Annotated in this window: 23 protein-coding genes and 1 tRNA gene; 6 read left to right on the top strand and 18 right to left on the bottom strand. The window is 37.4% G+C overall.

Annotated features, from left to right (window positions below; all coding sequences use genetic code 11):
* Positions 1-26 precede the first annotated feature (26 nt).
* From AN34_RS08295 to AN34_RS08275, 5 genes are all read right to left on the bottom strand, one after another.
* A complete protein-coding gene (locus AN34_RS08295; RefSeq protein ID WP_029284198.1) occupies positions 27-950 on the bottom strand; it encodes a cation diffusion facilitator family transporter in 924 nt (307 codons plus the stop codon).
* Between the two features lie 118 nt (positions 951-1,068).
* On the bottom strand, positions 1,069-2,058 hold the full coding sequence (gene mgrA / locus AN34_RS08290) for an L-glyceraldehyde 3-phosphate reductase (protein WP_029284196.1): 990 nt from the start codon (positions 2,056-2,058) through the stop codon (positions 1,069-1,071).
* A 52-nt stretch (positions 2,059-2,110) separates the two neighbouring features.
* The gene (locus AN34_RS08285) at positions 2,111-2,773 is read right to left on the bottom strand and encodes an HAD family phosphatase (protein WP_029284194.1); all 663 of its coding nucleotides are present in this window, start codon (positions 2,771-2,773) and stop codon (positions 2,111-2,113) included.
* 137 nt (positions 2,774-2,910) lie between these two features.
* Complete coding sequence (locus AN34_RS08280) at positions 2,911-3,552, bottom strand: phosphatase PAP2 family protein (protein WP_029284192.1); 642 nt, start codon at positions 3,550-3,552, stop codon at positions 2,911-2,913.
* Between the two features lie 124 nt (positions 3,553-3,676).
* Positions 3,677-4,027 carry a hypothetical protein gene (locus AN34_RS08275; RefSeq protein WP_029284190.1) on the bottom strand — a complete coding sequence of 117 codons (351 nt, stop codon included), beginning with the start codon at positions 4,025-4,027 and terminating at the stop codon, positions 3,677-3,679.
* Positions 4,028-4,253: 226 nt separating this feature from the next.
* On the opposite strand from AN34_RS08275, the gene AN34_RS08270 reads away from it, so the two are divergent.
* Positions 4,254-4,991 carry a dienelactone hydrolase family protein gene (locus AN34_RS08270; protein WP_029284188.1) on the top strand — a complete coding sequence of 246 codons (738 nt, stop codon included), beginning with the start codon at positions 4,254-4,256 and terminating at the stop codon, positions 4,989-4,991.
* Positions 4,992-5,379: 388 nt separating this feature from the next.
* On the opposite strand, the gene AN34_RS08265 is transcribed toward AN34_RS08270, so the two are convergent.
* Positions 5,380-6,240, bottom strand: a complete 861-nt coding sequence (locus AN34_RS08265; RefSeq protein WP_029284186.1) for an AraC family transcriptional regulator — start codon at positions 6,238-6,240, stop codon at positions 5,380-5,382.
* Positions 6,241-6,448: 208 nt separating this feature from the next.
* On the opposite strand from AN34_RS08265, the gene hxlB reads away from it, so the two are divergent.
* Positions 6,449-7,048, top strand: a complete 600-nt coding sequence (gene hxlB, locus AN34_RS08260; protein ID WP_029284184.1) for a 6-phospho-3-hexuloisomerase — start codon at positions 6,449-6,451, stop codon at positions 7,046-7,048.
* Positions 7,049-7,083: 35 nt separating this feature from the next.
* On the top strand, positions 7,084-7,719 hold the full coding sequence (hxlA, locus tag AN34_RS08255) for a 3-hexulose-6-phosphate synthase (RefSeq protein WP_029284182.1): 636 nt from the start codon (positions 7,084-7,086) through the stop codon (positions 7,717-7,719).
* Between the two features lie 76 nt (positions 7,720-7,795).
* Here the strand turns inward: hxlA and AN34_RS08250 are convergent, their stop codons facing one another.
* The 6 genes from AN34_RS08250 to bioB all read right to left on the bottom strand — a co-directional run bounded on the left by AN34_RS08250 (position 7,796) and on the right by bioB (position 14,281).
* The gene (locus tag AN34_RS08250) at positions 7,796-8,881 is read right to left on the bottom strand and encodes an acyl-CoA desaturase (protein WP_029284180.1); all 1,086 of its coding nucleotides are present in this window, start codon (positions 8,879-8,881) and stop codon (positions 7,796-7,798) included.
* Positions 8,882-9,198: 317 nt separating this feature from the next.
* Positions 9,199-10,173, bottom strand: a complete 975-nt coding sequence (locus tag AN34_RS08245) for a Gfo/Idh/MocA family protein (RefSeq protein WP_029284178.1) — start codon at positions 10,171-10,173, stop codon at positions 9,199-9,201.
* 104 nt (positions 10,174-10,277) lie between these two features.
* Positions 10,278-11,174: an AraC family transcriptional regulator gene (locus tag AN34_RS08240; RefSeq protein ID WP_029284176.1), complete on the bottom strand. Its 897-nt coding sequence runs from the start codon at positions 11,172-11,174 to the stop codon at positions 10,278-10,280.
* A gap of 72 nt (positions 11,175-11,246) precedes the next feature.
* Entirely contained in the window at positions 11,247-12,251 is a 1,005-nt protein-coding gene (locus tag AN34_RS08235) for an aldo/keto reductase (protein WP_029284174.1), read from the bottom strand.
* Positions 12,252-12,413: 162 nt separating this feature from the next.
* Complete coding sequence (locus AN34_RS08230; RefSeq protein WP_051666337.1) at positions 12,414-13,118, bottom strand: DUF429 domain-containing protein; 705 nt, start codon at positions 13,116-13,118, stop codon at positions 12,414-12,416.
* 188 nt (positions 13,119-13,306) lie between these two features.
* On the bottom strand, positions 13,307-14,281 hold the full coding sequence (bioB, locus tag AN34_RS08225) for a biotin synthase BioB (RefSeq protein WP_029284170.1): 975 nt from the start codon (positions 14,279-14,281) through the stop codon (positions 13,307-13,309).
* Between the two features lie 306 nt (positions 14,282-14,587).
* Here bioB and AN34_RS08220 point away from each other — a divergent pair, with 306 nt between their 5' ends.
* Entirely contained in the window at positions 14,588-15,745 is a 1,158-nt protein-coding gene (locus tag AN34_RS08220) for a hypothetical protein (protein WP_029284168.1), read from the top strand.
* A 70-nt stretch (positions 15,746-15,815) separates the two neighbouring features.
* Here the strand turns inward: AN34_RS08220 and AN34_RS08215 are convergent, their stop codons facing one another.
* The 6 genes from AN34_RS08215 to AN34_RS08185 form a co-directional block, all read right to left on the bottom strand.
* The gene (locus tag AN34_RS08215) at positions 15,816-16,274 is read right to left on the bottom strand and encodes a MarR family winged helix-turn-helix transcriptional regulator (protein ID WP_029284166.1); all 459 of its coding nucleotides are present in this window, start codon (positions 16,272-16,274) and stop codon (positions 15,816-15,818) included.
* Positions 16,267-16,707, bottom strand: a complete 441-nt coding sequence (locus tag AN34_RS08210) for an EVE domain-containing protein (RefSeq protein WP_029284164.1) — start codon at positions 16,705-16,707, stop codon at positions 16,267-16,269. The genes AN34_RS08215 and AN34_RS08210 overlap by 8 nt, the downstream gene beginning before the upstream one ends.
* Before the next feature lie 33 nt (positions 16,708-16,740).
* On the bottom strand, positions 16,741-17,121 hold the full coding sequence (locus AN34_RS08205; RefSeq protein ID WP_029284162.1) for a VOC family protein: 381 nt from the start codon (positions 17,119-17,121) through the stop codon (positions 16,741-16,743).
* A 328-nt stretch (positions 17,122-17,449) separates the two neighbouring features.
* On the bottom strand, positions 17,450-17,692 hold the full coding sequence (locus tag AN34_RS08200; protein WP_029284160.1) for a hypothetical protein: 243 nt from the start codon (positions 17,690-17,692) through the stop codon (positions 17,450-17,452).
* A gap of 62 nt (positions 17,693-17,754) precedes the next feature.
* Positions 17,755-18,998, bottom strand: a protein-coding gene (locus AN34_RS08195) for an IS3 family transposase (RefSeq protein ID WP_157263256.1) whose coding sequence is annotated in 2 segments (ribosomal slippage) — positions 17,755-18,641 and positions 18,641-18,998 — 1,245 coding nt in all. Because the reading frame shifts where the segments join, the coding sequence is not laid out codon by codon here.
* Between the two features lie 83 nt (positions 18,999-19,081).
* Positions 19,082-19,155: transfer RNA gene (locus AN34_RS08185), tRNA-Met, on the bottom strand.
* A gap of 136 nt (positions 19,156-19,291) precedes the next feature.
* On the opposite strand from AN34_RS08185, the gene AN34_RS08180 reads away from it, so the two are divergent.
* A complete protein-coding gene (locus AN34_RS08180; protein WP_029284154.1) occupies positions 19,292-19,672 on the top strand; it encodes an START-like domain-containing protein in 381 nt (126 codons plus the stop codon).
* A 28-nt stretch (positions 19,673-19,700) separates the two neighbouring features.
* Positions 19,701-21,125, top strand: a complete 1,425-nt coding sequence (locus tag AN34_RS08175; RefSeq protein ID WP_029284152.1) for an LptF/LptG family permease — start codon at positions 19,701-19,703, stop codon at positions 21,123-21,125.
* The last annotated feature ends 14 nt before the right edge of the window (positions 21,126-21,139 follow it).

Here is a 21,139-nt window from a genome sequence, read left to right as displayed (position 1 = left end):
AGATCGAAAACTTGCAGGCATTAAACTCAGGCAATTTCTTCGCCAGTGTTATTAACAGATTGAGGCTGAATGATAACGAATTTAATAAGTTCATATTTGGCCTTAATCTTTTCCCTTATTCGGTCTATGGCATCAGTTAAATCTTCTGTATCCAGTTCTGGCCTAAAGGTTAAAACCAATATCAATAAAACTTCTTTTGGCGATTGATAAGTGGAAAGGATACTTTTTACGGCAATCACATCTGGATCTGCTTCTGTTAAATCTTTTAGCTTTTGTTGTGTCTCCGGGCTTAATCCTTCACCCATTAATAAGCTTCTACTTTCTCTGGCTAAGATAAATGAAACGAAGATCAATAAGATTCCAACTAAAACAGAGGCCAACCCATCTAAAAATGGCATATTAAATTGATGGCTTAACACCATGAGGATAAAAACAATTAAAAGGCCTAATACAGCAGCTCCATCTTCAAAAAGCACTAAAAAGCCCGAAGGATCTTTACTTTTAATAATGGCTTTCCACCAGGAAAGGCCCTTTCTGGTTTGATTAAATTCTTTAATGGCCACTATGAATGATGCACCTTCAAATACAAATGAAAGTGCAAGTACAATATAATTCCAACCGGGATTAACTAAAGTTTCAGGATGGCGAATATGGGTAATGCCTTGCGAAACAGATAGTACGCCACCCAAGCCAAAAATCATTATAGAAACAATGAAAGACCAGAAGTAAAGTTCTTTACCGTAACCGAATGGTCGATATTTATCTGCTGGTTTAATGCTTCTTTTCAAACCATAAAGCAGTAAAAGTTGGTTGCTGGTATCTACTGTGGAATGAATTCCTTCCGCAATCATAGAAGAACTATTGGTAAATGCCCCGGCAATAAATTTGGTCACTGCAATTAGTAAGTTAGCCGCAAGTGCGCTGTATATCGATTTGTTGGCTTTAGCCATAATTAGAAGTTATAAATGATATACCTTAAACCAAATCCTTAGTTTTTAGTTTGCCAGGCTTAAAAAAATACCAGGATCAAACCATCTGTTCGTCTATCCTGGCTTGATCCATAAGAATCTATGCTAAGATCTGGTTGATCAACTTAATTTCTTCTTCGCTAAACGTGGTGTGATTCAATGCCATTATTGCATCCGTAATTTGTTCAGGCTTGCTGGCACCAATTAAAACTGATGTAATCCGTTGATCTTTTAAAATCCAGGAAAGTGCCATGTGCGATAGCTTTTGTTGGCGGGTGTGGGCAACATCATTTAATTTGCTGATCACTTCAATTTTTTCAGGTGTAATATTGCTTTCCTTTAAAAAGACACCACTTGTTGCCACACGTGAATCTGCGGGGATTCCATGCAAATATTTATCAGTCAGTAAACCTTGAGCAAGTGGGGAGAACGGAATGCAACCTACGCCATTTTTTTCCAATACATCAAGCAATCCACTTTCTACCCAACGTTCAAACATTGAATATTTTGGCTGATGAATTAAGCACGGTGTACCGTTTTCTTTCAATATTTTAATGGCTTTCTCTGCTTCTGGTGCCTGGTAGTTCGAAATCCCAACATATAAGGCTTTACCTTGTTGTACCATTAAGCTCAAGGTATCCATGGTTTCTTTTAATGGTGTTTCCGGATCTGGACGATGGTGATAAAAAATATCCACATAATCCAATTTCATCCGTTTTAAACTTTGATCTAAACTGGAAACCAGGTATTTTTTCGAGCCCCAGTCTCCATAAGGCCCATCCCACATAGTGTAACCAGCCTTACTCGAAATAATCATTTCATCACGGTAGCCCTGAAAATTCTCCTGTAATATTTTTCCGAAAACTTCTTCTGCCGATCCTGGAGGCGGGCCATAATTGTTGGCCAGATCAAAATGGGTAATGCCATTATTGAAAGCCGTGAAAATTAAGTTTCTGCTGTTTTCAAAATCATTTACATGGCCAAAGTTATGCCAGAGGCCAAGTGATATGGCAGGTAATTTTAATCCGCTGTGGCCACAACGGTTATATTTCATTTTATGATATCGGTCAGGCGAAATGCTATTATTCATTTGGTTAGGGTTTGGTATACGTTAGGGAGGATGGGTTATAATGACTAAGTGATTAAAATAGCTGATTCAAAACAGGGTCATTGTAATCATCAATAAATGCAATGATATTCTGGTAAGCTGAAAATTCATCGGCTGTATGCATAGTCGTCAAAACTACGCATTTCATTCCTGCATTTTGTGCAGCTTCAACACCTTTAGTCGCATCTTCAAAAACGATACATTCATCAGGTGTAATACCTAAAATATTGGCACCTTTCATAAACGTTTCTGGATCTGGTTTACTTTTTTTTACGTCTTCAGCGCTCACTATCGCATCAAAATATGATTGTAGGTTCAAGTTATCCAGTACAAAGTTTATATTGAAAGGGATAGCTGCAGAGCCTATAGCCATTGCAATATTTGCCTCTTTAGCGCGGTTCATAAATTCTTGTAAGCCGGGAATCAAAGTAAGATGTTCCTTGTAGGCGGCTTGATAACGTCTTTCCTTTTCAATGGAAATCTGGTCTATTTGCTCCTGAGAAAAATGACCAACTCCAAAAACCCGCTCCAGAAGCTCCTGATTTTTACCATACATCTCTTTTTTTACGGCGGCAAAACTGATGTTTGCACCAAGATCTTTGGTTAGGATATCGTGCCAGGCATGATTATGAAATGCCATATCATTAATCATCGTTCCATTTAAATCAAAAAGAAATGCTCTAGGTTTTATATCCATCATGGTTGCAAAAATATTAGATTTTTTTGAGCAATAGGTCAGTATCTTCTCATACTTTGTTTCACCTCAATTACTGCATTATTCATTTCAATGAACGCTTTCTTATTTAACGTTTAAGTTAAATTGAGGGCTGGGCATTAATTTTCCGTTACGGGTTTCTTGCGAAAATAAAAGTAGCATAGGGGGAATAAGCAGATGATTCCCAACAAAAAACCACCGATCGTATCTGTAAGCCAGTGTGCGCCAAGATAAATCCTGGAAGGCGCAATCATGATTACCAGAAAAGCTGATAGATAAGTGATTACATTTCTGGTGGTTTGGGGGATTTGCTTTAAGGTTCTCATTAAAATAATCAAAAATCCAAAGAACAGTACATAAGAAAGTACGTGCCCACTCGGGTAGCTTTGAAACCGGTTAACTTCCACCAGCCTGACATAAAAAGTAGTTGGACGTGGGCGGTTAATGATGTTCTTGACACCCAGAATGATCAGACCAGAAAATAAGACCATTGAAATATAAAAGGCCTCACGCCTGAATTTCTGCCAGTAAAATATGGCAGCTACCACCAAAACTGAAAGCAAAGAGTAAGGCAATTCACCAAAAAAACTAATGGCTAACATCACTTTATCCATCCAGCTGGATTGCAATTTTTGAACCCATAATGATGCTTTAATATCAAATGGAAGGATTGGGTGTTTGGCTATAAATACACTCAGGGTAGTAAAGGCGAGGATTAGTAAAACAAGTATGGATAAAAGAGTATTGGGCTTAAACCTCATTTGGCTATATCATTGAATTTTCAAAACTATCAAATTCTAAGATAGGTAAGTAATTTTAAGACCAAAAATTATTAATAATTGTTTGAGAATTAATTTTGAAGATTGTTTATGATTTCAGGATGAATTATTTTAAGGTAATTTGCTTTGGATCTGTCACCACAATTTGTGTTTTGCCTTTAAATTCAGTTATTGTTCCGGTTATACAAACATTATTGCCTAAGAACATACTGGCAGGTTCAGAAGTGAATTTAGCTCCATCGGCTTTATTAATTACCACCGTAATTAACTCTTTCGGATAAGCACCACCCAGATTAATCAGTGTTAATTTATCCAATGCCTTAGTGCTGTAAACAGAATCACAAATGGTCACAACCTTACCAATGTATTGCCCTGCATCTTTGGCTAAAACCATTGTTTGACTTTTAGTCAGGTAAGCAGAGAACATCAGCGCAAACAGGAATGCAAACTTTTTCATATGGGATGTGATTTATTAAACCTGTAAGGATGATTTATAGATTTAGATAAGACAAAGATATTAAGTAGATGGATAAAAAATGAAGTCTTTGTGTAACGCTTCAGATAGATTGTCCGATCAACTGAATGCTTTCATAATGGCTTAACCCGGCTTCATGATTTAAACAAAATACCTATTTATTTGTATCTTATAAAAAATCTATTCTACATACCATAAAAGACAATCAATGAACAAGTTATTATTAAGCATTTTTCTGTTATCTGCAGGAATTGCAAATGCACAATTAAAACCGGTAAGCTACGCTGATGGTGCACAAAAACTGAACGGAATGGTTACCTCAAATGCAGGTAAGAAATTACCTGGAGTATTAATATTACCTGCCTGGAAAGGAATAGATGAAGAAGCGAAAACGGCCGCGTTAGAATTACAGAAACAGGGATACATTGCTTTCATCGCCGACATTTATGGAGAAGGAAACATACCGAAAGACAATGCAGCAGCTGCTCAGCTATCTGGAAAATATAAACAAGATTACCAGGCCTACCAAAAGCGTATTTCATTGGCTTTAGCAGAACTAAAGAAAGCAGGTGTAGCTGCAGATAAGGTAGCCGTTATAGGATATTGTTTTGGTGGAGCGGGTGCATTAGAAACCGCCCGTGCTGGCTTTCCAGTAGTGGGAGTGGTATCCATTCATGGAAGTTTAGGCAAAGCAGCAGATAGAAACAATGGCGCCTTAACTGCTAAGATGCTAATTGAAAACCCGGCTGATGACCAGAGTGTAACGCCAGAAAACATGAGTAACTTAATAAAAGAAATGAATGATGGTAAAGCCGATTGGCAAATTATAACCTATGCAAATAGCAAACATACCTTTACTGATCCAAAATCTCCGGATTATAATGAAGTAATGGCAAAGAGGGCATGGAAACACACCCTGATGTTTTTGAGTGAAATTTTAAAATAGTTTTTTCTTTAAGCGCAACAGGTCTTCAAGTTTTAAACGGTTCTATTGTAATTCTGATAAATAATACTCCTTTAAGGTTTATGTCTTTGAAATGTCATTGTAAAGTCTTAGCTTGGATTTCCTAAACCTGTTAAACTTATGGATGATAGAACCAATTTAATCACCGGAGTATTTTTAATACTAAGCTCACTGGGCGTATTTATCGAAATTTTTAGAGCAAAAAAGGCTGATAAACGCTATTAGTAAAATTTGCGCTTTATTAAAATGTCTCGGTAAGTATATTACTTGCCGAGACATTTTATTGATGGCATCAAAATCAAAGTAGTTAATTCATAAAATTATTCATGATTACCAATAGACCAGGTAGATACACCAACCTGTTTTCAATTTATACTAGCGTATTAAATTTCGATTCAATGTGCGCCCTTGCCTTCTTCTGAAATTCATCAGGAGTTTCACCAGTCTGCTTTTTAAAGAAACGACTAAAATAGGGGCGATCAGAAAAGCCTAAATCATAAGCAATTTCTTTAATCGTCACCTCGCTGTGGATCATTCGTCTCTTGGCTTCCAAAATAATTCTATCGTGAATAATTTGTGTGCCGGTTTTATCTAACTTTTCTTTCAGTATTTGATTTAAACGTTTGGAGCTGATTCCCAGTTTGCCTGCATAAAAATCAATATTAGTTACAGTAAGGAAATTACTTTCCAGCAGCATTAGAAATTCGTAAACTCTCTTTTGATGAACATCATGACTGGTAAACTCATGCTCCTTAACACTGATTAATTTAAGCAGAAATACTTTAAGTAAAGCCTTAAGCATGATGAAACGATTCCCATCACGGTTATATTCATCTTCCATAATTTGATAGATGGCACCCAGTTCTTTTGAAGATGCAGCATCTAACCTTAAACAGGAAAATTCTCCCTGAACATTAAAAATCCTGAAAAGATCGAGTAAGAAATCTTTATCCTCTTCCTCCAGCATTGACCTTTTAAAAGAAATCAGCTCGCCATTTTTTCCGGCCTTATTCAATTGGTGTACACGGTAAGGTGGTATCAGATAAATCCAGTCACCTTTAATATTAAAATTAGGATCAGATATGCTGTGCAATGGATCTTCATTCTTTAACCATACCACTTCAAAAAAATCTTTCCTGCCAGGATCATTTAGGTAACTAGGCGGGCAATTGTTCAGATTCCGTATATAAATAAGTGATTTTTCAAGTGGAGTGGGGGCAGTTACAATCATAGTGAGCCAAAGATAAGTACTTGTATTTTATCGCTTTGGATATTCAGCGCATTTTGGTGGACTATTCGGAAATGAGTGGATATTTATGTTAAAAGGATGACTTTTTAATGATGCGATTAGCTGATTGTCCCATATTATGTGGCAATTGTATAACTACTGACATTAAACATCCATTTACCTTTGAAATATCGAATACGATGATATGGAAATGCAAAATACAATAGAAGAATCAATAGATAATCAGCAATTGGTTTGGGATTTACAATCAAATTTAGAACTGGTGCTGAATGAGAATTTAAAGCTGGCTAAAAAAATGGATCTGGAAAGCCTGGTTCCGTTCATTAATTACATTCAGCAATCTCCACGTATTTTTCTAATTTCTGCCGGAAGATCAGGTTTTGCCATGCGCTCTGCTGCCATGCGACTGATGCATTTAGGTTTAGCTGTACATGTTGTGGGCGATACCACCACTCCAGCTATTCAGAAGGATGATTTACTTATTGCAGCTTCTGGCTCTGGCACCACCAGTGGAATTGTAAGGGCTGCAGAGAAAGCAGTTTCAGTAGGGGCAAAGCTTGTGGCCATTACTGCCGATCAGCAATCTGCACTCGCTAAGGTGGCAGATCATATCGTTTATATTCCGGCTGCCGGAAAGGAAGAGCATGGTAGCGGAAAGTCACAACAATACGCAGGAAGTTTATTTGAACAGTTTTTACTGCTGTTAATGGATGCCGTATTTCAATCGTTATGGAAACTTGATGGTACGCCTGCGGAAGAATTATATAAAAGACACGCTAATCTCGAATAATATATTTTAAATTTTAATTATAAATCAATACCATCATGGCAAAATTACAAGTAGCAATAGATTTGTTAACTACCGAAGAGGCACTGGCACTAGCGGCAAAAGTAGCTCCTTATGTAGATATTATTGAGTTGGGTACACCATTAATCAAAAACGTTGGTTCGTCGGTAATCACTGCAATGAAGAATGCACATCCTGATAAATTGGTTTTTGCTGATTTAAAAACTGCTGATGCAGGTGAACTGGAGGCTGATATCGCATTTAAAGCAGGTGCAGATTTAGTAACCGTTATGGGCGCAGCCGGAAATGCCACCATTATTGGTGCAGTTAAAGCAGCTAGAGCACATGGAAAAGGTGTAGTGGTAGATACTATTGGTTATCCTGACCGTGTAAAAAGGGCGCAGGAAGTAACAGAACTGGGTGTTAAATTCGTAGAACTACACGCAGGTTTAGATGAGCAATGGACAGATGGATACTCTATCCAGGTTCTAATTGATGAGGCTGCCAGAGTAGGTGTACCAGTATCAATTGCTGGCGGAGTAAATATTAATAACGTTGCTGCAGTTGTTAAATCGGGTGTAGAAGTTGTAGTAGCTGGCGCAGCCATCTATGGTGCAGAAGATCCTGCAGCTGCGGCAAAAGCATTACGTGAGGCTATGGAAGCTGCGGTTTAAGCTTTCATTTAATCTCATAAAAAATGGAGCGATCATTCGATCGCTCCATTTTTTATTTTATCTTTTTTATAAAAGGTTATACAACAGCAGGTCGGCCTAATTTTTTCAAAAGACGGAAATGTGAAACCAATGCAGATGAAAAAGTATTGTTCTCATGATACGGGATGCCATATTCTAAAGCCGTTTGCTTTACAATCACAGCGATACGCCCATAATGAACATGGCAAATCTTTGGAAAAAGATGATGTTCAATTTGTCTGTTTAAGCCGCCAAGAAAGAAAGCTGCCATTGGAGATTGTGTAGCAAAATTTGCAGTCGTCCGCATCTGGTGTTCTGCCCATGCTTCTTCCATATTTCCACTTTCATCCGGCTTCGGAAATGTAGTTTCTTCTACTACATGCGCCAGCTGAAAAACCAGTCCCATGGTAATACCTTGTGCCAGATGCAATAAAATAAAACCAATCAACACCTGCCACCATTGAATATTCATCACCACCATTGGAAGAATAATGAAAAGTCCATAATATAAAAATTTGAAGAAAAACAAGTTGAAATACTCTATTTTAGGATGTATGTTTTTGCGTGCGCCAATATGTTGCTGAAAGAATTTTTTATAATCCTTCCGTAGCACCCATGATAATGAGGCCAGGCCGTATAATGGAAAGGCATACCATTGTTGATAGCGCTGATGGGGTTGCAGTTTATCCTCATGATTGATGCGAATTAAACCGGGTGCGATTTCAATGTCTTCATCATGACCTGGAATATTGGTATAGGTATGGTGAACGATATTGTGCGTAATGTTCCACACATAAGGACTGGCACCTACCAGATGAAAGAGCATGCTTAAAGTTTTATTGGTTCTTTTACTGGCAGAAAAGGAACCGTGAATGGCATCATGACAGATGTTAAACCCAATAAATGCACAAACTACACCAAGTAACAGGGTAAGGAAGGTGAGGGTAATCCCATTTAAATCAACCAGGATAATAGTGAGGTAAAGTAAGATAAATAAGCTCAGAAAAATAAATGTTTTGAGCCACATCAGGCCATTTGCATGAATACTTAAATTGCGTGATGCAAAATCGGCATTTACATTCTGCCTTAATGTTGCATAAAAATTGGCACCGTTCTGCGCCGGAAATTTTGTTTTTGCTTTCATGTCTCTTCTCTAACCACCCTATGTACAGGGTCGATACTTCCGAGTTCATCAAGTTATTTAACTGCAAATAATTTACACAGCCAAGGTATGAACGAAATATGTGATGATAAGTTTTACTTTATGATTTATTTATGTTGAATAATCCGTTTCCTATAAGTTGTAAAATGAGAAAGCCCCATATTTCTATGAGGCTGAATTATTTTTGCTTTAAAGACATCCATCATTTAAAGCATAAACCAAACAAACTAAATAATAGACAAAGTAAGGCTTAAATTGTTTTCTGGTTTTAAAAAAAAAAATGAAATTTATTCTTTTAATTACTGATTGGTAAATCCATCCAGTAATTCCATTGTTTTTACGGCTTCTTCTCCACTACAAGGATTTTCAGAATGATTTAGAAAATAGGCTACTACTTTTTCAATCATGGGTTGCTCTACATGGGCCAATGGAAGAAAATCTAATTTTTCATCCTCGCCGTTAATGGTTACCTTAATTTGATGACCAAACATAGGGAAACTAATTTTGCCTTTGGAACCAAAAACTTCACAGCGATCAAGTTGCTGTTCTTCTGCTACGGTGAAACACCAGGTACCATTAAACACCACACCATTTTCAAATAGAATATGCCCGGTAACTAAATCATCCACTTGTCCGTTTCCTGATTGATTTACAGCAATACCATGAGCGTTTTTAATTGCTCCAAAATAATATAACATTAAATCAAGCTGATGAGGGGCCAGGTCATGAAAAAGTCCACCACCGGCAATTTCCGGATTGGTTCTCCAATCAGATTCAGAACTGGCAATGATATTGCTTTTTTGAGGTTGCAGCATCTTTAAGTCAATAAACCGGATGTCGCCAATCGCCTCTTCATCAAGCAATGATTTTATTTTTAGGAATAAGGGTTGCAGCCTTCTATAATGTGCAACAGAAAGTTTTACACCATATTGGTTGGCTGCTGCTACCATTCTTTTAGCTGCTTCACTATTTAAAGCCATTGGTTTTTCTACATACACAGGCTTGCCCGCTGCAAGAGATTTAATTGTGAATTCTTCATGCTGAAGGGGAGGAGTGGCAATATAAATAGCGTTTACTTCCGGGTCATTAATTAACTCGTCTGCATTGCTGTACCATTTTGGTACTCCATGTCGTCTGGCATAATCTTCTGCTTTTGCAGCATCTCTTCGCATTACAGCTATCAGCGAAGAATTGGGTGCCTTATTAAAAGCAGGTCCGCTTTTTACTTCAGTTACATCACCACAGCCAATAATTCCCCATTTAATCTCCGTCATATGCATACATTTAATTTAACCTGTAAGTTAAGGATAGTGATTTAAGATAGAAAGTGGGATGTGAATTTTTATTATCTGAAAACAATAGTGGCTTTCATATTCTCTTAACTGAGCATATTCCTAAACGCAACAGGAGAAAGATTCGTTTTCTTTTTAAACAGTGTACTGAAAGATTGAGCATGCTCAAAACCAAGCGCATAAGCAATTTCATTAACAGACAACGTTGTGGTAGAAAGTTTTTCTTTCGCTTTCGCAATTAATTTTTCATGAATATGCTGCTGCGTATTCTGCCCCGTATGAACCCGCAGTAAATCGCTTAAATAATTAGGCGATAAATTCAGCTTGTCTGCCAGGTAATGTACCGTTAGCAAGCCTAAACTTGCCGTATGGTTGGCATTAAAATAATCATCGATAACCTGTTCAAATTTAATTAATAATTGATGGTTATTGTTTTTTCGGGTGATAAACTGTCTCTCGTAGAAACGATTAGAGTAATTGAGCAGCAATTCAATCTGCGATAAAATAATTTCTTGTGTATGCCTGTCAATATGCAAGCACTCCTTGTCAATTTTGTTGAGGATGGTAATTAAATTATCTTCTTCCTCTGCGGAAAGATGCAGGGCCTCATTTACAGCGTAAGAGAAGAAACCGTAGTTATTTATCGTATTTGCCAGGGCATGTTTAAGTAAAAAGTCTGGATGGAAGATGAGCAAATAACCTGAACCACATTCCATGGTTTGCAAATCAAGAGACTGAACCTGATTTGGTGCTGTAAAGCTAAGTACGCCTTTGTCATAATCGTAATGCTGCTGACCATATTTTATTTTTCCTGTAGCCTCACGTTTCAGTGCGATACAATAAAAGCGGTTAACAAATCCCTTCCACACTTCATCTTCAATAAATATGCATTCTGCCAGATTGATTACACTCACTAAAGGGTGATAGGGCTCTGGAAGCGATAATAAACGATGAAATGCTGATATGGATGAAATGGCGTTCATGATGATGCTAATTTAAAGATAAATAAATTGAAAAGGCACAACTCCAATTATTCTGAAAGTTGTGCCTATGGTTTAATCAATAAGTCCCATGCTAAATTCGTCATAAGCACTACCTGTATCAGTACCCAAAGGAATGATACTTTCCAGTTTTAATACATCACTTTCACTGAGATGAATAGCTGCTGCTGCGATATTTTGATCTAAATATTTTCTCCTTTTAGTTCCAGGGATTGGAATAATTCCTTTAGTCATCATCCAGGCAAGCCCCAATTGCGTAGCTGTTATGTTTTTATCCGCAGCCATAGCTTCAATGGCATCAACCAGTTCTATATTTTTGTGAAAATATGCTTCCTGAAAACGCGGAATTGATCTTCTGAAATCATTGGCCGGTAAATCGTCAATGGTACGAATCTGACCGGAAAGGAATCCTCGCCCAAGCGGTGAATAAGCTACAAAACTGATTTCCAGTTCTTCCAATGTTTGTAAAATCCCTCTTTCTTCTACAGTGCGTTCAAACAGTGAATATTCGCTTTGTACTGCACTGATTGGGTGAACAGCATGTGCTTTTTTTATCGTTTCTGAAGAAACTTCCGACAGACCAATATGGCCAACTTTTCCTTCTTTTACCAATTCACTCATGGCTTCAACGGTTTCTTCAATAGGAGTGTTCCGATCTAAACGATGCAGATAATATAAATCGATGTAATCAGTTTTAAGGTTTTTAAGCGAACGCTCCAATGCTTTTTTTACATACTTTTTCTGACCATTAATTGCCCATGTTACTTTATTATTATCATCTATTTCCCAACCGAACTTAGTGGCAATGATATAATCATTTCTATGGCCTTCTATCGCTTTTGCTATGAGCTGTTCATTTTTTAAAGGACCATATAAATCAGCAGTGTCCAAAAAGTTAACACCTAATTCCCTTGATCTATGAATGGTGGCAATGGCTTCTTTTTCATCAGCCTTTCCATACATATCAGCCTCCTCAAAACCCGTCATTCCCATGCAGCCTAATCCCATTACCGGAACGATTAAACCTTGATTACCTAGCTTTATTTTTTTGATTTCCATAATATGTTATTTTATGGTTCAAAGTTCATGAAGATTGTAAAGGCAACTGTATGCAAAACCCTGAAAGTTGTTTGCAAATCAATGAAGATGGTTTAAAGTAGGGATGAGATATGGTTTTATTGTTGAGTGATTTTTAATCTATCCTTCCATAATGAATCGCCATTACAATCCCATGTTCATCTGCAATAGGTTTTTGTGGAAAAGTATATTGTGGTTGTGATTTTCCGTTTTGCTGAATGATGGTTTGCATAGCAGATAACATAAAGCATCCAGGATATCATCAGGGGCAACTGCTGTTCTGTTAAACGCATGAATAGCAGATTGATAAAGGTTTTCTGTTCTGGAATCAAACTGTTGTAAAATAGAAAGCCGTTCATGAATGCCCTCTTTGGTTTTCTTGCTGGCCATTAATGGCTTACCTGAATTAAGGAACTGAAATGAAATTTCAGGGTGTGCTTCCTTAAAACGCAATCTGGCCGCATGGTTACTGATCAGCAATTCATCCAGTTCTAGCATCTTGGGTATAATAAACCAGGTTTGTTTTGACAGCCCCTTACCTAAAATACTTTTATTAATTTCATTCGCTTCACCGTAGTTTTCAGCAGCAAATGCTTCCCGGCACGGTACAGGAAAGAGGCTTGATTTTTTTTCTTTAGGTAAGGTAGCTCTGGCTTCCTGCTCACAAGTTCGATTCGGGATTTTGGCACTTGGTAAACCTATCGGCATGTCGATCAGAAAATCACAATCTTTTCCGAAGTATGCCCAAACCTCAGTAATATTTTTAAAAAGCTTTACGGCTTCACTTTCGTAGCAGGCGGTAACCCATCCATACCTGCATCCATCTATGCCAATTGCCAGATTACTCATATTTAAATTATGGTTTATAACTTATACAATGCAGGGCATAAAAAGTTGAGCGGAGGGAAGAATGACGTGCTATACCAGATTGATAGTTTATGAAATTTTCAATAATTAATAGGAGGTATGCCGATTGCAATTAAGTTTAACATCCATATGATTAAGCAATGATTTATTTGTTCAATCTAAAATAAAAATTAATGAACTTTTTTCATAGGTTTTAATCCCAGGTTAGTGAGCATATTCAAGTCTCCTTGTATGGTAGGATTGGGTGTAGTCAGTAATTTGCTATCTTCACCTGTAAAGATTGAATTGGCACCAGCCATAAAACACCAGGCTTGCTCAGTTTCAGACATCTCCGCTCTGCCTGCGCTTAGACGAACTTTTGAAGCTGGCATAATTATTCTGGCCGTTGCAATCATGCGAACCATTTCCCAAATGTTGATTCGGGAGTTGTTTTCCAAAGGAGTACCTTTCACACGAACCAATGCATTTACAGGAACAGATTCAGGATGTTTGTCCATATTGGCGAGGGTGGCCAGCATACTTATACGATCAACTATTGATTCTCCAAGTCCAATTATCCCACCTGAGCATACCGTAATTCCAGCTCTGCGGACATTATTAATGGTATTAATCCGATCATCAAATTTCCTGGTACTGATAATCTGATCATAATACTGTTCTGAAGTATCCAGATTATGATTGTAGGCATGAAGTCCGGCTTCCTTTAAACGAATCGCCTGATTTTCTGTAAGCATACCAAGAGTGCAACACACTTCCAGATCCATCTCATTTATACCTTTTACCATCTCAATTACGCGGTCAAAATCCCGGTTATCCCTTACCTCGCGCCAGGCCGCTCCCATACAAAATCGGGTGGCTCCTGCAATTTTAGCCTTTTTTGCATGTTGCAATACTGTTTCTGTGGGCAATAACGCCCGGACATCAACATCGGTATGGTATCTGGCAGCCTGTGGGCAATAAGAACAATCTTCCGGGCATCCACCAGTTTTAATCGATAACAAGGTACAAAGCTCAACCTCTTCTGGCACATGCCATTGCCGATGCACACTGGCAGCCTCAAATATGAGAGTCATTAAAGGTTGATCATGTATGCCCCGAATCTCTTCCTTACTCCAATCATGTCTGGTCTTTCTTTGTACTTCCATTTTGCTCGTTTTTTTTAAATTTCACAGGTATTTGCATGAGTTCAATCCATGCATCCAACCGTTCATTAGTGTTGTTGTCAAAAATAAGAGGCGCGCATTACAAGTAAATAGACCGCTCTTGAGATTCTGAATAGTCCGGTGTAGAATTCAAGAAACTGTTTAAGCTAAAGTTGTTTAAAATCATATGATGATAATTAAATCGGATGGTTGTTTTAATTATTCTGCTTAACATTAAATGCTAACCTGAACACAGCTTTAACCATTAATTTTATTTATTTTGGTTTCTTTCTAAATAATTAACCATCAATGAAATTATCACTTACCCTCATCCTGGCATTCGCATCTTTTACGGCTATTGCCCAAAAGAAATTACCAGTCATTCAGGCACATTCTAAAAGTGCTAAAATTTACGAAGAAGGCAATTCAGTGTCTGGGTGGGGGATTAATCCAAAAATTGTATTGGATATTTACATTACCAATAAGCTCAATAAAGCAAAAACTGTCAGGTTCAAAACTGATATCGATTCCATTACATTCCGGATAAAGCCCGGCCAAAAACAGGATTTTATCGTGGTGCTAAATGGTAAAGATTCCTGCCTGACTAGAATTCAGGCCCGTATCCCTAAAAATTATAGTCTTTTGAAACCTGAAGTACATGATTCCATTCCATTTTTTGTCAATAGATATAACACCAACCTGGTGAAGGTCGTGTTTAATAAAACTGATTCCCTACAAATGAACTTTGATACTGGTGCTACTGAGATGTCGCTCACTACTGAGGTGCTAGCAAAAAAGGTCAAATCTAATCCAAGCCTTTACGATACCTTTTATGATATTAAACTCGGTCAGCATATTTATCAAAGTAAAATCTATGATACCCAGACGGTTGGACATGAGGCAGACGGACTTTTGGGATGGGACATTTTCGATGGTATGGTTGTGGAACTCAATTATGATAAAAATGTAATGGTTGTGCATTCCAAAATACCGAAGATGGTTAAGAAAAACCCTCACTTTTCTAGTTTTAAGATTCGTTACATCAACGACCGGCCCTTTATAGAAAGCAAAATTAATCAGGGCGGTAAGATTCATTCCAATTGGTTTTTATTCGATTTAGGCTATCAAAGAACTGTGATGTTGGATAAGGATCTTTTAGACGCAGACCACTTTCCAACGGATGAAATGCAAATCATTAAAAAAACAACCATCCGTGGAACAAAAAACAATGAAATCCCTATAATCACAGCAAATCTGGAACAACTTAAGTTAGGACCATTTGATTTGCATGATGTTCCTGCCCAAATTGTAAAGGAAAACAAACCGATGAGGGGAATAAACATCCACATTTTAGGAAATGAAGTATTAAAGCGCTTTAATACTTTTTTAGATTTTCAGCATGATGTCATCTACCTGAAGCCAAACGCTTCCTTTAATACAGGGTACATTGATCAGAAAAAAAGTTGATTAGATAGTGATGATCAAAGTTCAACAGCAAAATTCTTGAAGTAAAAATGAATGCAGTAGCGATAGAAATTTAATCGCTGTTTTTGTCAATAAGTTGCACCATATTTTTATTGAATGAAGATAGATTCGTTCCTAGTGTCGCAAAAAAATCAAGGTCAGCATTTTCTACCGCTATAATGGCTTGCTGCAAAACGAGTTCACCACCAGTAGTAAGTTGAATTGTTTTTGCCCTGGTGTCTGTTTCATGTTCCTGCCGAGTGATGAACTGTTTATCTTCCAAGGTTCGCAAAACTTTTGATACCATCATTCTATCGGCATTACTTTGGTTGGCAATATCAACTTGTGTTACGGCCTTATTCTTTTTAGAAAGCCATCCCAATGCAGCCAACAGTACAAATTGTGTCTGTGTCAAATCCAAAGGATCTAACACCTTTTTTAGTTTTCGCTGCCACAGCATGGTGAGTTGACCCAGTAAATAACCCGGACTATCGTTCGGGCTCTTAAAATGAAAATCAATTTCTTTAGGCATATTGATGTTGAAGCATTTTTGATGAAATTAAATCAAAATCATGTTGATTAATTTCAAAGAAACCAAATCTAAATGGATAACCCCAACTTTTTTTATTGTTGATAAATACCAGATCAGCAATCAATGGAAGAATTGAGGTATCCTTACTTTCAAGAAACGCTATATTACGCCTGGTTGGGCAAAAGTCTTCTGAAACTTTAAATTGATATATTTCATCATCTATCAACTTTCCCAATGCGGTAAATTCCTGGCATTTGTCTGGCTTTCCTAAAGTTTGCTTTCCCGAATAATAAATGACAAAGTCGCCCTTTTTCATCCGCTTTAATGGTGCAGCCTTTCCGTGGCAGGCTTGCGCAATGCCTTGTGCCATGCCATTTTTTACATGGTCTTTTGATGCCACCAGTATCCAATATTTTGTTGATTGTTTGATCATGGTATTTATAATGAATGAATATTTAAGGTGCAACTAAACATTCTGCGTGGCTTCCGTTTGCGCTAAAAACGTAATGATATAACCATCCGGATCTTTTACCATTAATGTTTGACCAAAAGGCGTATGATTAATTGTTCCCAATATGAATACGCCTTTTTCGGTAAGTTGACTTTGCAGTAATTCAATTTTTTCATCTATAGCAAACCATAGGGAAGTACCCACACCTAACTCTTTTCCATCTATATTGGCAATAGGCGTTCTAATCGCAAAACTTGCTTCTCCATTATTATACTTAAAAACATAAGCATATGGATTGGTCATTCCAGATAATTCAAACCCTAATTTTTCAGTGTAGAAGGCTTTTGATACCTCTAAATCTCTAACTTGGAGAGATGCAAATGCTAATTTTCTCATGTGATTAATTTTTGTTGTCACAAATATAGTATATATGACTACAATAGTGCTACTCTTCTAACTTTTTTTTATTTTAAATAAATGTGCTTTGTATGAATAGTTTAATGCTGTGAGGAGAAGTTAAGTTGAGGCTATCAGTATGCCAATTAATTAGGGAAGATTATGGTTACGAAGAATAGGGCATAGCTTAATTAGTGTAAAAAGTTGAAATGGTTAGTGCTTAATCAATTAAGGGCTTTTGCATGTATTTAACTTTATTTTGATTGAGTACAAGATTTATCCCATTCCCACAGCACTATTATCCTAACTTGATATCAAATTCATGGTTCTATTTTGTGTGCGTTATTTTAATTGCTTTGAAGTCTCCGTCGCTGCTATCTGCTGTAAAAAGCCCTATTTTTCCTGAAGTGGTATTATTGAGTTTTTTAACTATCAGCGAAGCTTGGGGTGCATTGTTGATATAGGCTTTAACAGTTGTGTTGTTAACCACAAGTTTCATGGTAAACCAATCATTGGGGTTTGGTGGATTGATGATTTCTTTCTCAAAAACGGCATTTCTTTCCTTCCTCAATTTTTCCCATGTAAAATTAGGATGCGAAATATTGACTAGTCCTAAAATAAGTTGACACTTATTTACGAGTAAATATAATCCTTGTCATATAATATTGGCAAGGATTTTTTATATATCTGATCTGGTGTTTTATATCCTAATGACAAATGAGGTCTTTTAGTATTATAAAGTTCTACCGCTTCTCGGATTATTATTCTGGCCTGCTCAATATTTTTGGGTTTTACTAGGATAAACTCATACTTTAGAATGCCGTTTATGCGTTCTGCTAAAGCATTCTGATAACAATCGTATCCATCAGTCATTGATGGAATGATCCCATTTTCAGATAGTATTTCCTGGTACTGGGCAGAACAATATTGTAATCCCCGATCAGAATGATGAATCAGCTTTTGGGTTTTTATCCGTCCCTTTACGGCCATTTTTAATGCTGTCAACACTCCATCGGTATGAAGGCTTTCATGCAGGTGATATCCAACTATTTTTCTTGAGAATACATCTGTCACTAAACTTAAGTAGCCTGTTTTTTCTGCCGTATCGATATAGGTTATATCACTGACCCAGAATTCATCTACACGGACAGCTTTCTGGTTTTTATATAAGTTCGGATATTTATGTAGCCAGTGTTTTGAGTTAGTTGTCTTCTGGTAGCAACGTTTAGGTTTGATTAGCAAATGCTCGGAGCGAAGAAAGGCAAACAGTCCATCCCTGCCAATCTTAATTCCCTGCTCTACAAATGTGTTTTTAAGTTGATAGTATAGTTTTCTGGTGCCTAACCTGGGCAAGCTCATGCGTTTTTGGATAACAGCAAGTTTAACTTTCTGCAATTCCCTGAGCCTTAGGTTAGCGCGTTGTTCACGCTGATAATGTCCCTGTCTACTAATCCCAAACAATCTGCAAGACCTTAAAAGGCTTACTTTTCCCTGGTTTTTGAGCCGTTGGATTGCTTGGGTAAAAGCTTTTTTGGAATAGGGATACCATGCTCCTTTTGGAGAATTTCAAAGGTGGTCTTATAGATCAGGTTGCGGTCTTGTTCGTTTTTCAGGGCAGCTTCCAATTGCTTGATCCTTTGTTCTGGTGTCAGTTCTTTACTTGTGTCCATAGTATACTGTTTGGGTAGAGTCCAATCTAAGTTACCATGTTTTCTTAGCCAAACCAAAACAGTACTCCTACCTTGGATCCCGTAATAACGCTGGGCTGTTTTGTAAGTAAGTTCGCCTTTTTCAACCTGCTGCACAACTTGTAATTTAAAGGCAAGACTATAATCGCGCTGACTGCGCCTGATGATGTTCTTGTTTTGTTTTTGCATAATAAGTCAACTAGTGTGTCAACTTATTTCAGGACGGGACATTTAAATAAAAAAAGCCCATCTTTCGATGGGCTTTTAATCAGTAGCGGGGAGCAGGATCGAACTGCCGACCTCAGGGTTATGAATCCTGCGCTCTAACCATCTGAGCTACCCCGCCGGGTATAAATATTTGTGTATATGATCAAATATTTAGTTGGTTATTTTTTGGAGTTGCAAATATAGAATAATTTACCTTTCTTTAGAAAAATAAAATAAAAAAAATACATCAGGAGTTATTCTGGTAATGAATTAACATGGCAGAAAAGAAAAAATTTACACTTGAGTACGAGGTTAAATCGTCACCACGAATTTTGTATAGCTTTATCAGTGAGCCAAATGGCTTGTCGCAATGGTTTGCCGATGATGTAAATTTTCGCGACCAGGTTTATACATTTACCTGGGATGATGAACAGCTAAAAGCAAAACTGGTTTCGATCAAAGAAAACAAACTGGTTAAATTCAAGTGGCTGGATGACGAACCACAGTGCTATTTCGAAATGGAAATTGTGCAGGATGAGCTCACCAATGATGTGGCACTTGCCATTACCGATTTCACCACCGATGACTTACTGGCAGAGAAAAAATTAATCTGGGATAATCAAATTGATTATTTGATTAGCGTTTTAGGTGCCTAGTTAAGGCTGTATTGCTTACCTTTGTAGGGTGAAAAAAATACATCTTCTTCTTATTAAAGCCTTCATAAAGCCTTTTCTTGCCACATTTTTTGTGGTAATGTTTATCCTTTTGATGTTTTTCTTATTTAAGTGGATCGATGATTTAATCGGCAAAGGCTTTGAATGGTATACCATTTTAGAGCTGATGTATTATGCCTCGGCGGCAAACGTAGCCATGGCCTTACCACTTTCTGTGCTGCTTTCCTCTATCATGACTTTTGGTACCCTGGGCGAAAATTACGAACTGGTGGCCATTAAATCTGCTGGTATTTCCCTTCAAAAAGCCATGAGGCCCTTATTTGTGGTGATCATTTTGTTAACCATCAGTTCCTTTCTTTTTTCCAATTACATGCTGCCAAAGGCAAACCTGAAATTCAGTTCTCTGCTTTATGATATTCGCAACAAAAAACTTTCATTTTTAATTAAACCAGGTGTTTTTAACAACAGCATTCCGAATTTTTCCATCCGGGTAGATGCAAAAGATGAAAGCGGGAAACTGAGTGGAATTTTAATTTATGACCACAGGGGTACCAATGGAATTCCAAAAGTAATTATGGCGAAAGAAGGAGAGATGAATAAAACATCTGACGGTAAATACCTTTTGCTAAAATTAAAAGATGGCGTACAATATGAAGAACAAGCCAGTACCAGTGGCGCATACAACCCAAGGCAGATTTTAAACCGAACCCGATTTAAAGAAACGGAACCAAGGTTTAGCCTGGAATCTTTTGATATGAACCGGACAGATCCCAACGCCTTTGGAAACAGTACGCCCATGCTTAATTTAAAAGGGATTACTAAAAAGCGAGATTCGTTAGTAAAAGTGCTTGATACATTTAGCCAATATTCGATAAGGATGGCATCCAGTAATTTTAAACAATACAGCGTTACCAAAGGGTATTCTAAATTAAAAATTGCTCCAAAAGCCATTAGCGATAATATTATTAAAGATATTCCAAACGGATCAAAGAAAACCAGCCTGGATAATGCCGTTAATATTGTTGCAGGGTTAATGCAAAACTTATCTAACACAGCTCCACGCCATACCGATTTAATTGGTGAGATTATATTTACCAGAATAGAATACCAAAGAAAGTTTACGCTGGCTGCTTCCTGTATTCTGTTGTTTTTTATTGGTGCGCCCCTTGGTGCCATTATCCGTAAGGGTGGTATGGGTTTACCAGTGGTTATTGCCATTTCGTTCTTCTTAATTTACCATATTATCACTACAGTAGCAGAAAAATCTGCCCGTGAAGGTTCAACTAACCCCATAGTGGCCATGTGGATTGCGGTAATTGTACTGTCTCCGTTAGCAGCTTTCCTTACTTATAAAGCCACGGTTGATTCGGCTTTATTCGATATCAATTATTACAAACAACTTTTCATTAAGTTATTCCGTATCAAGCAAAAATAAACGTCAGTTATCAT

It is taken from the genome of Pedobacter sp. R20-19, from assembly GCF_000708265.2.
Lineage (GTDB): Bacteria > Bacteroidota > Bacteroidia > Sphingobacteriales > Sphingobacteriaceae > Pedobacter.
This window is presented reverse-complemented; position numbering and strand designations above follow the sequence as displayed.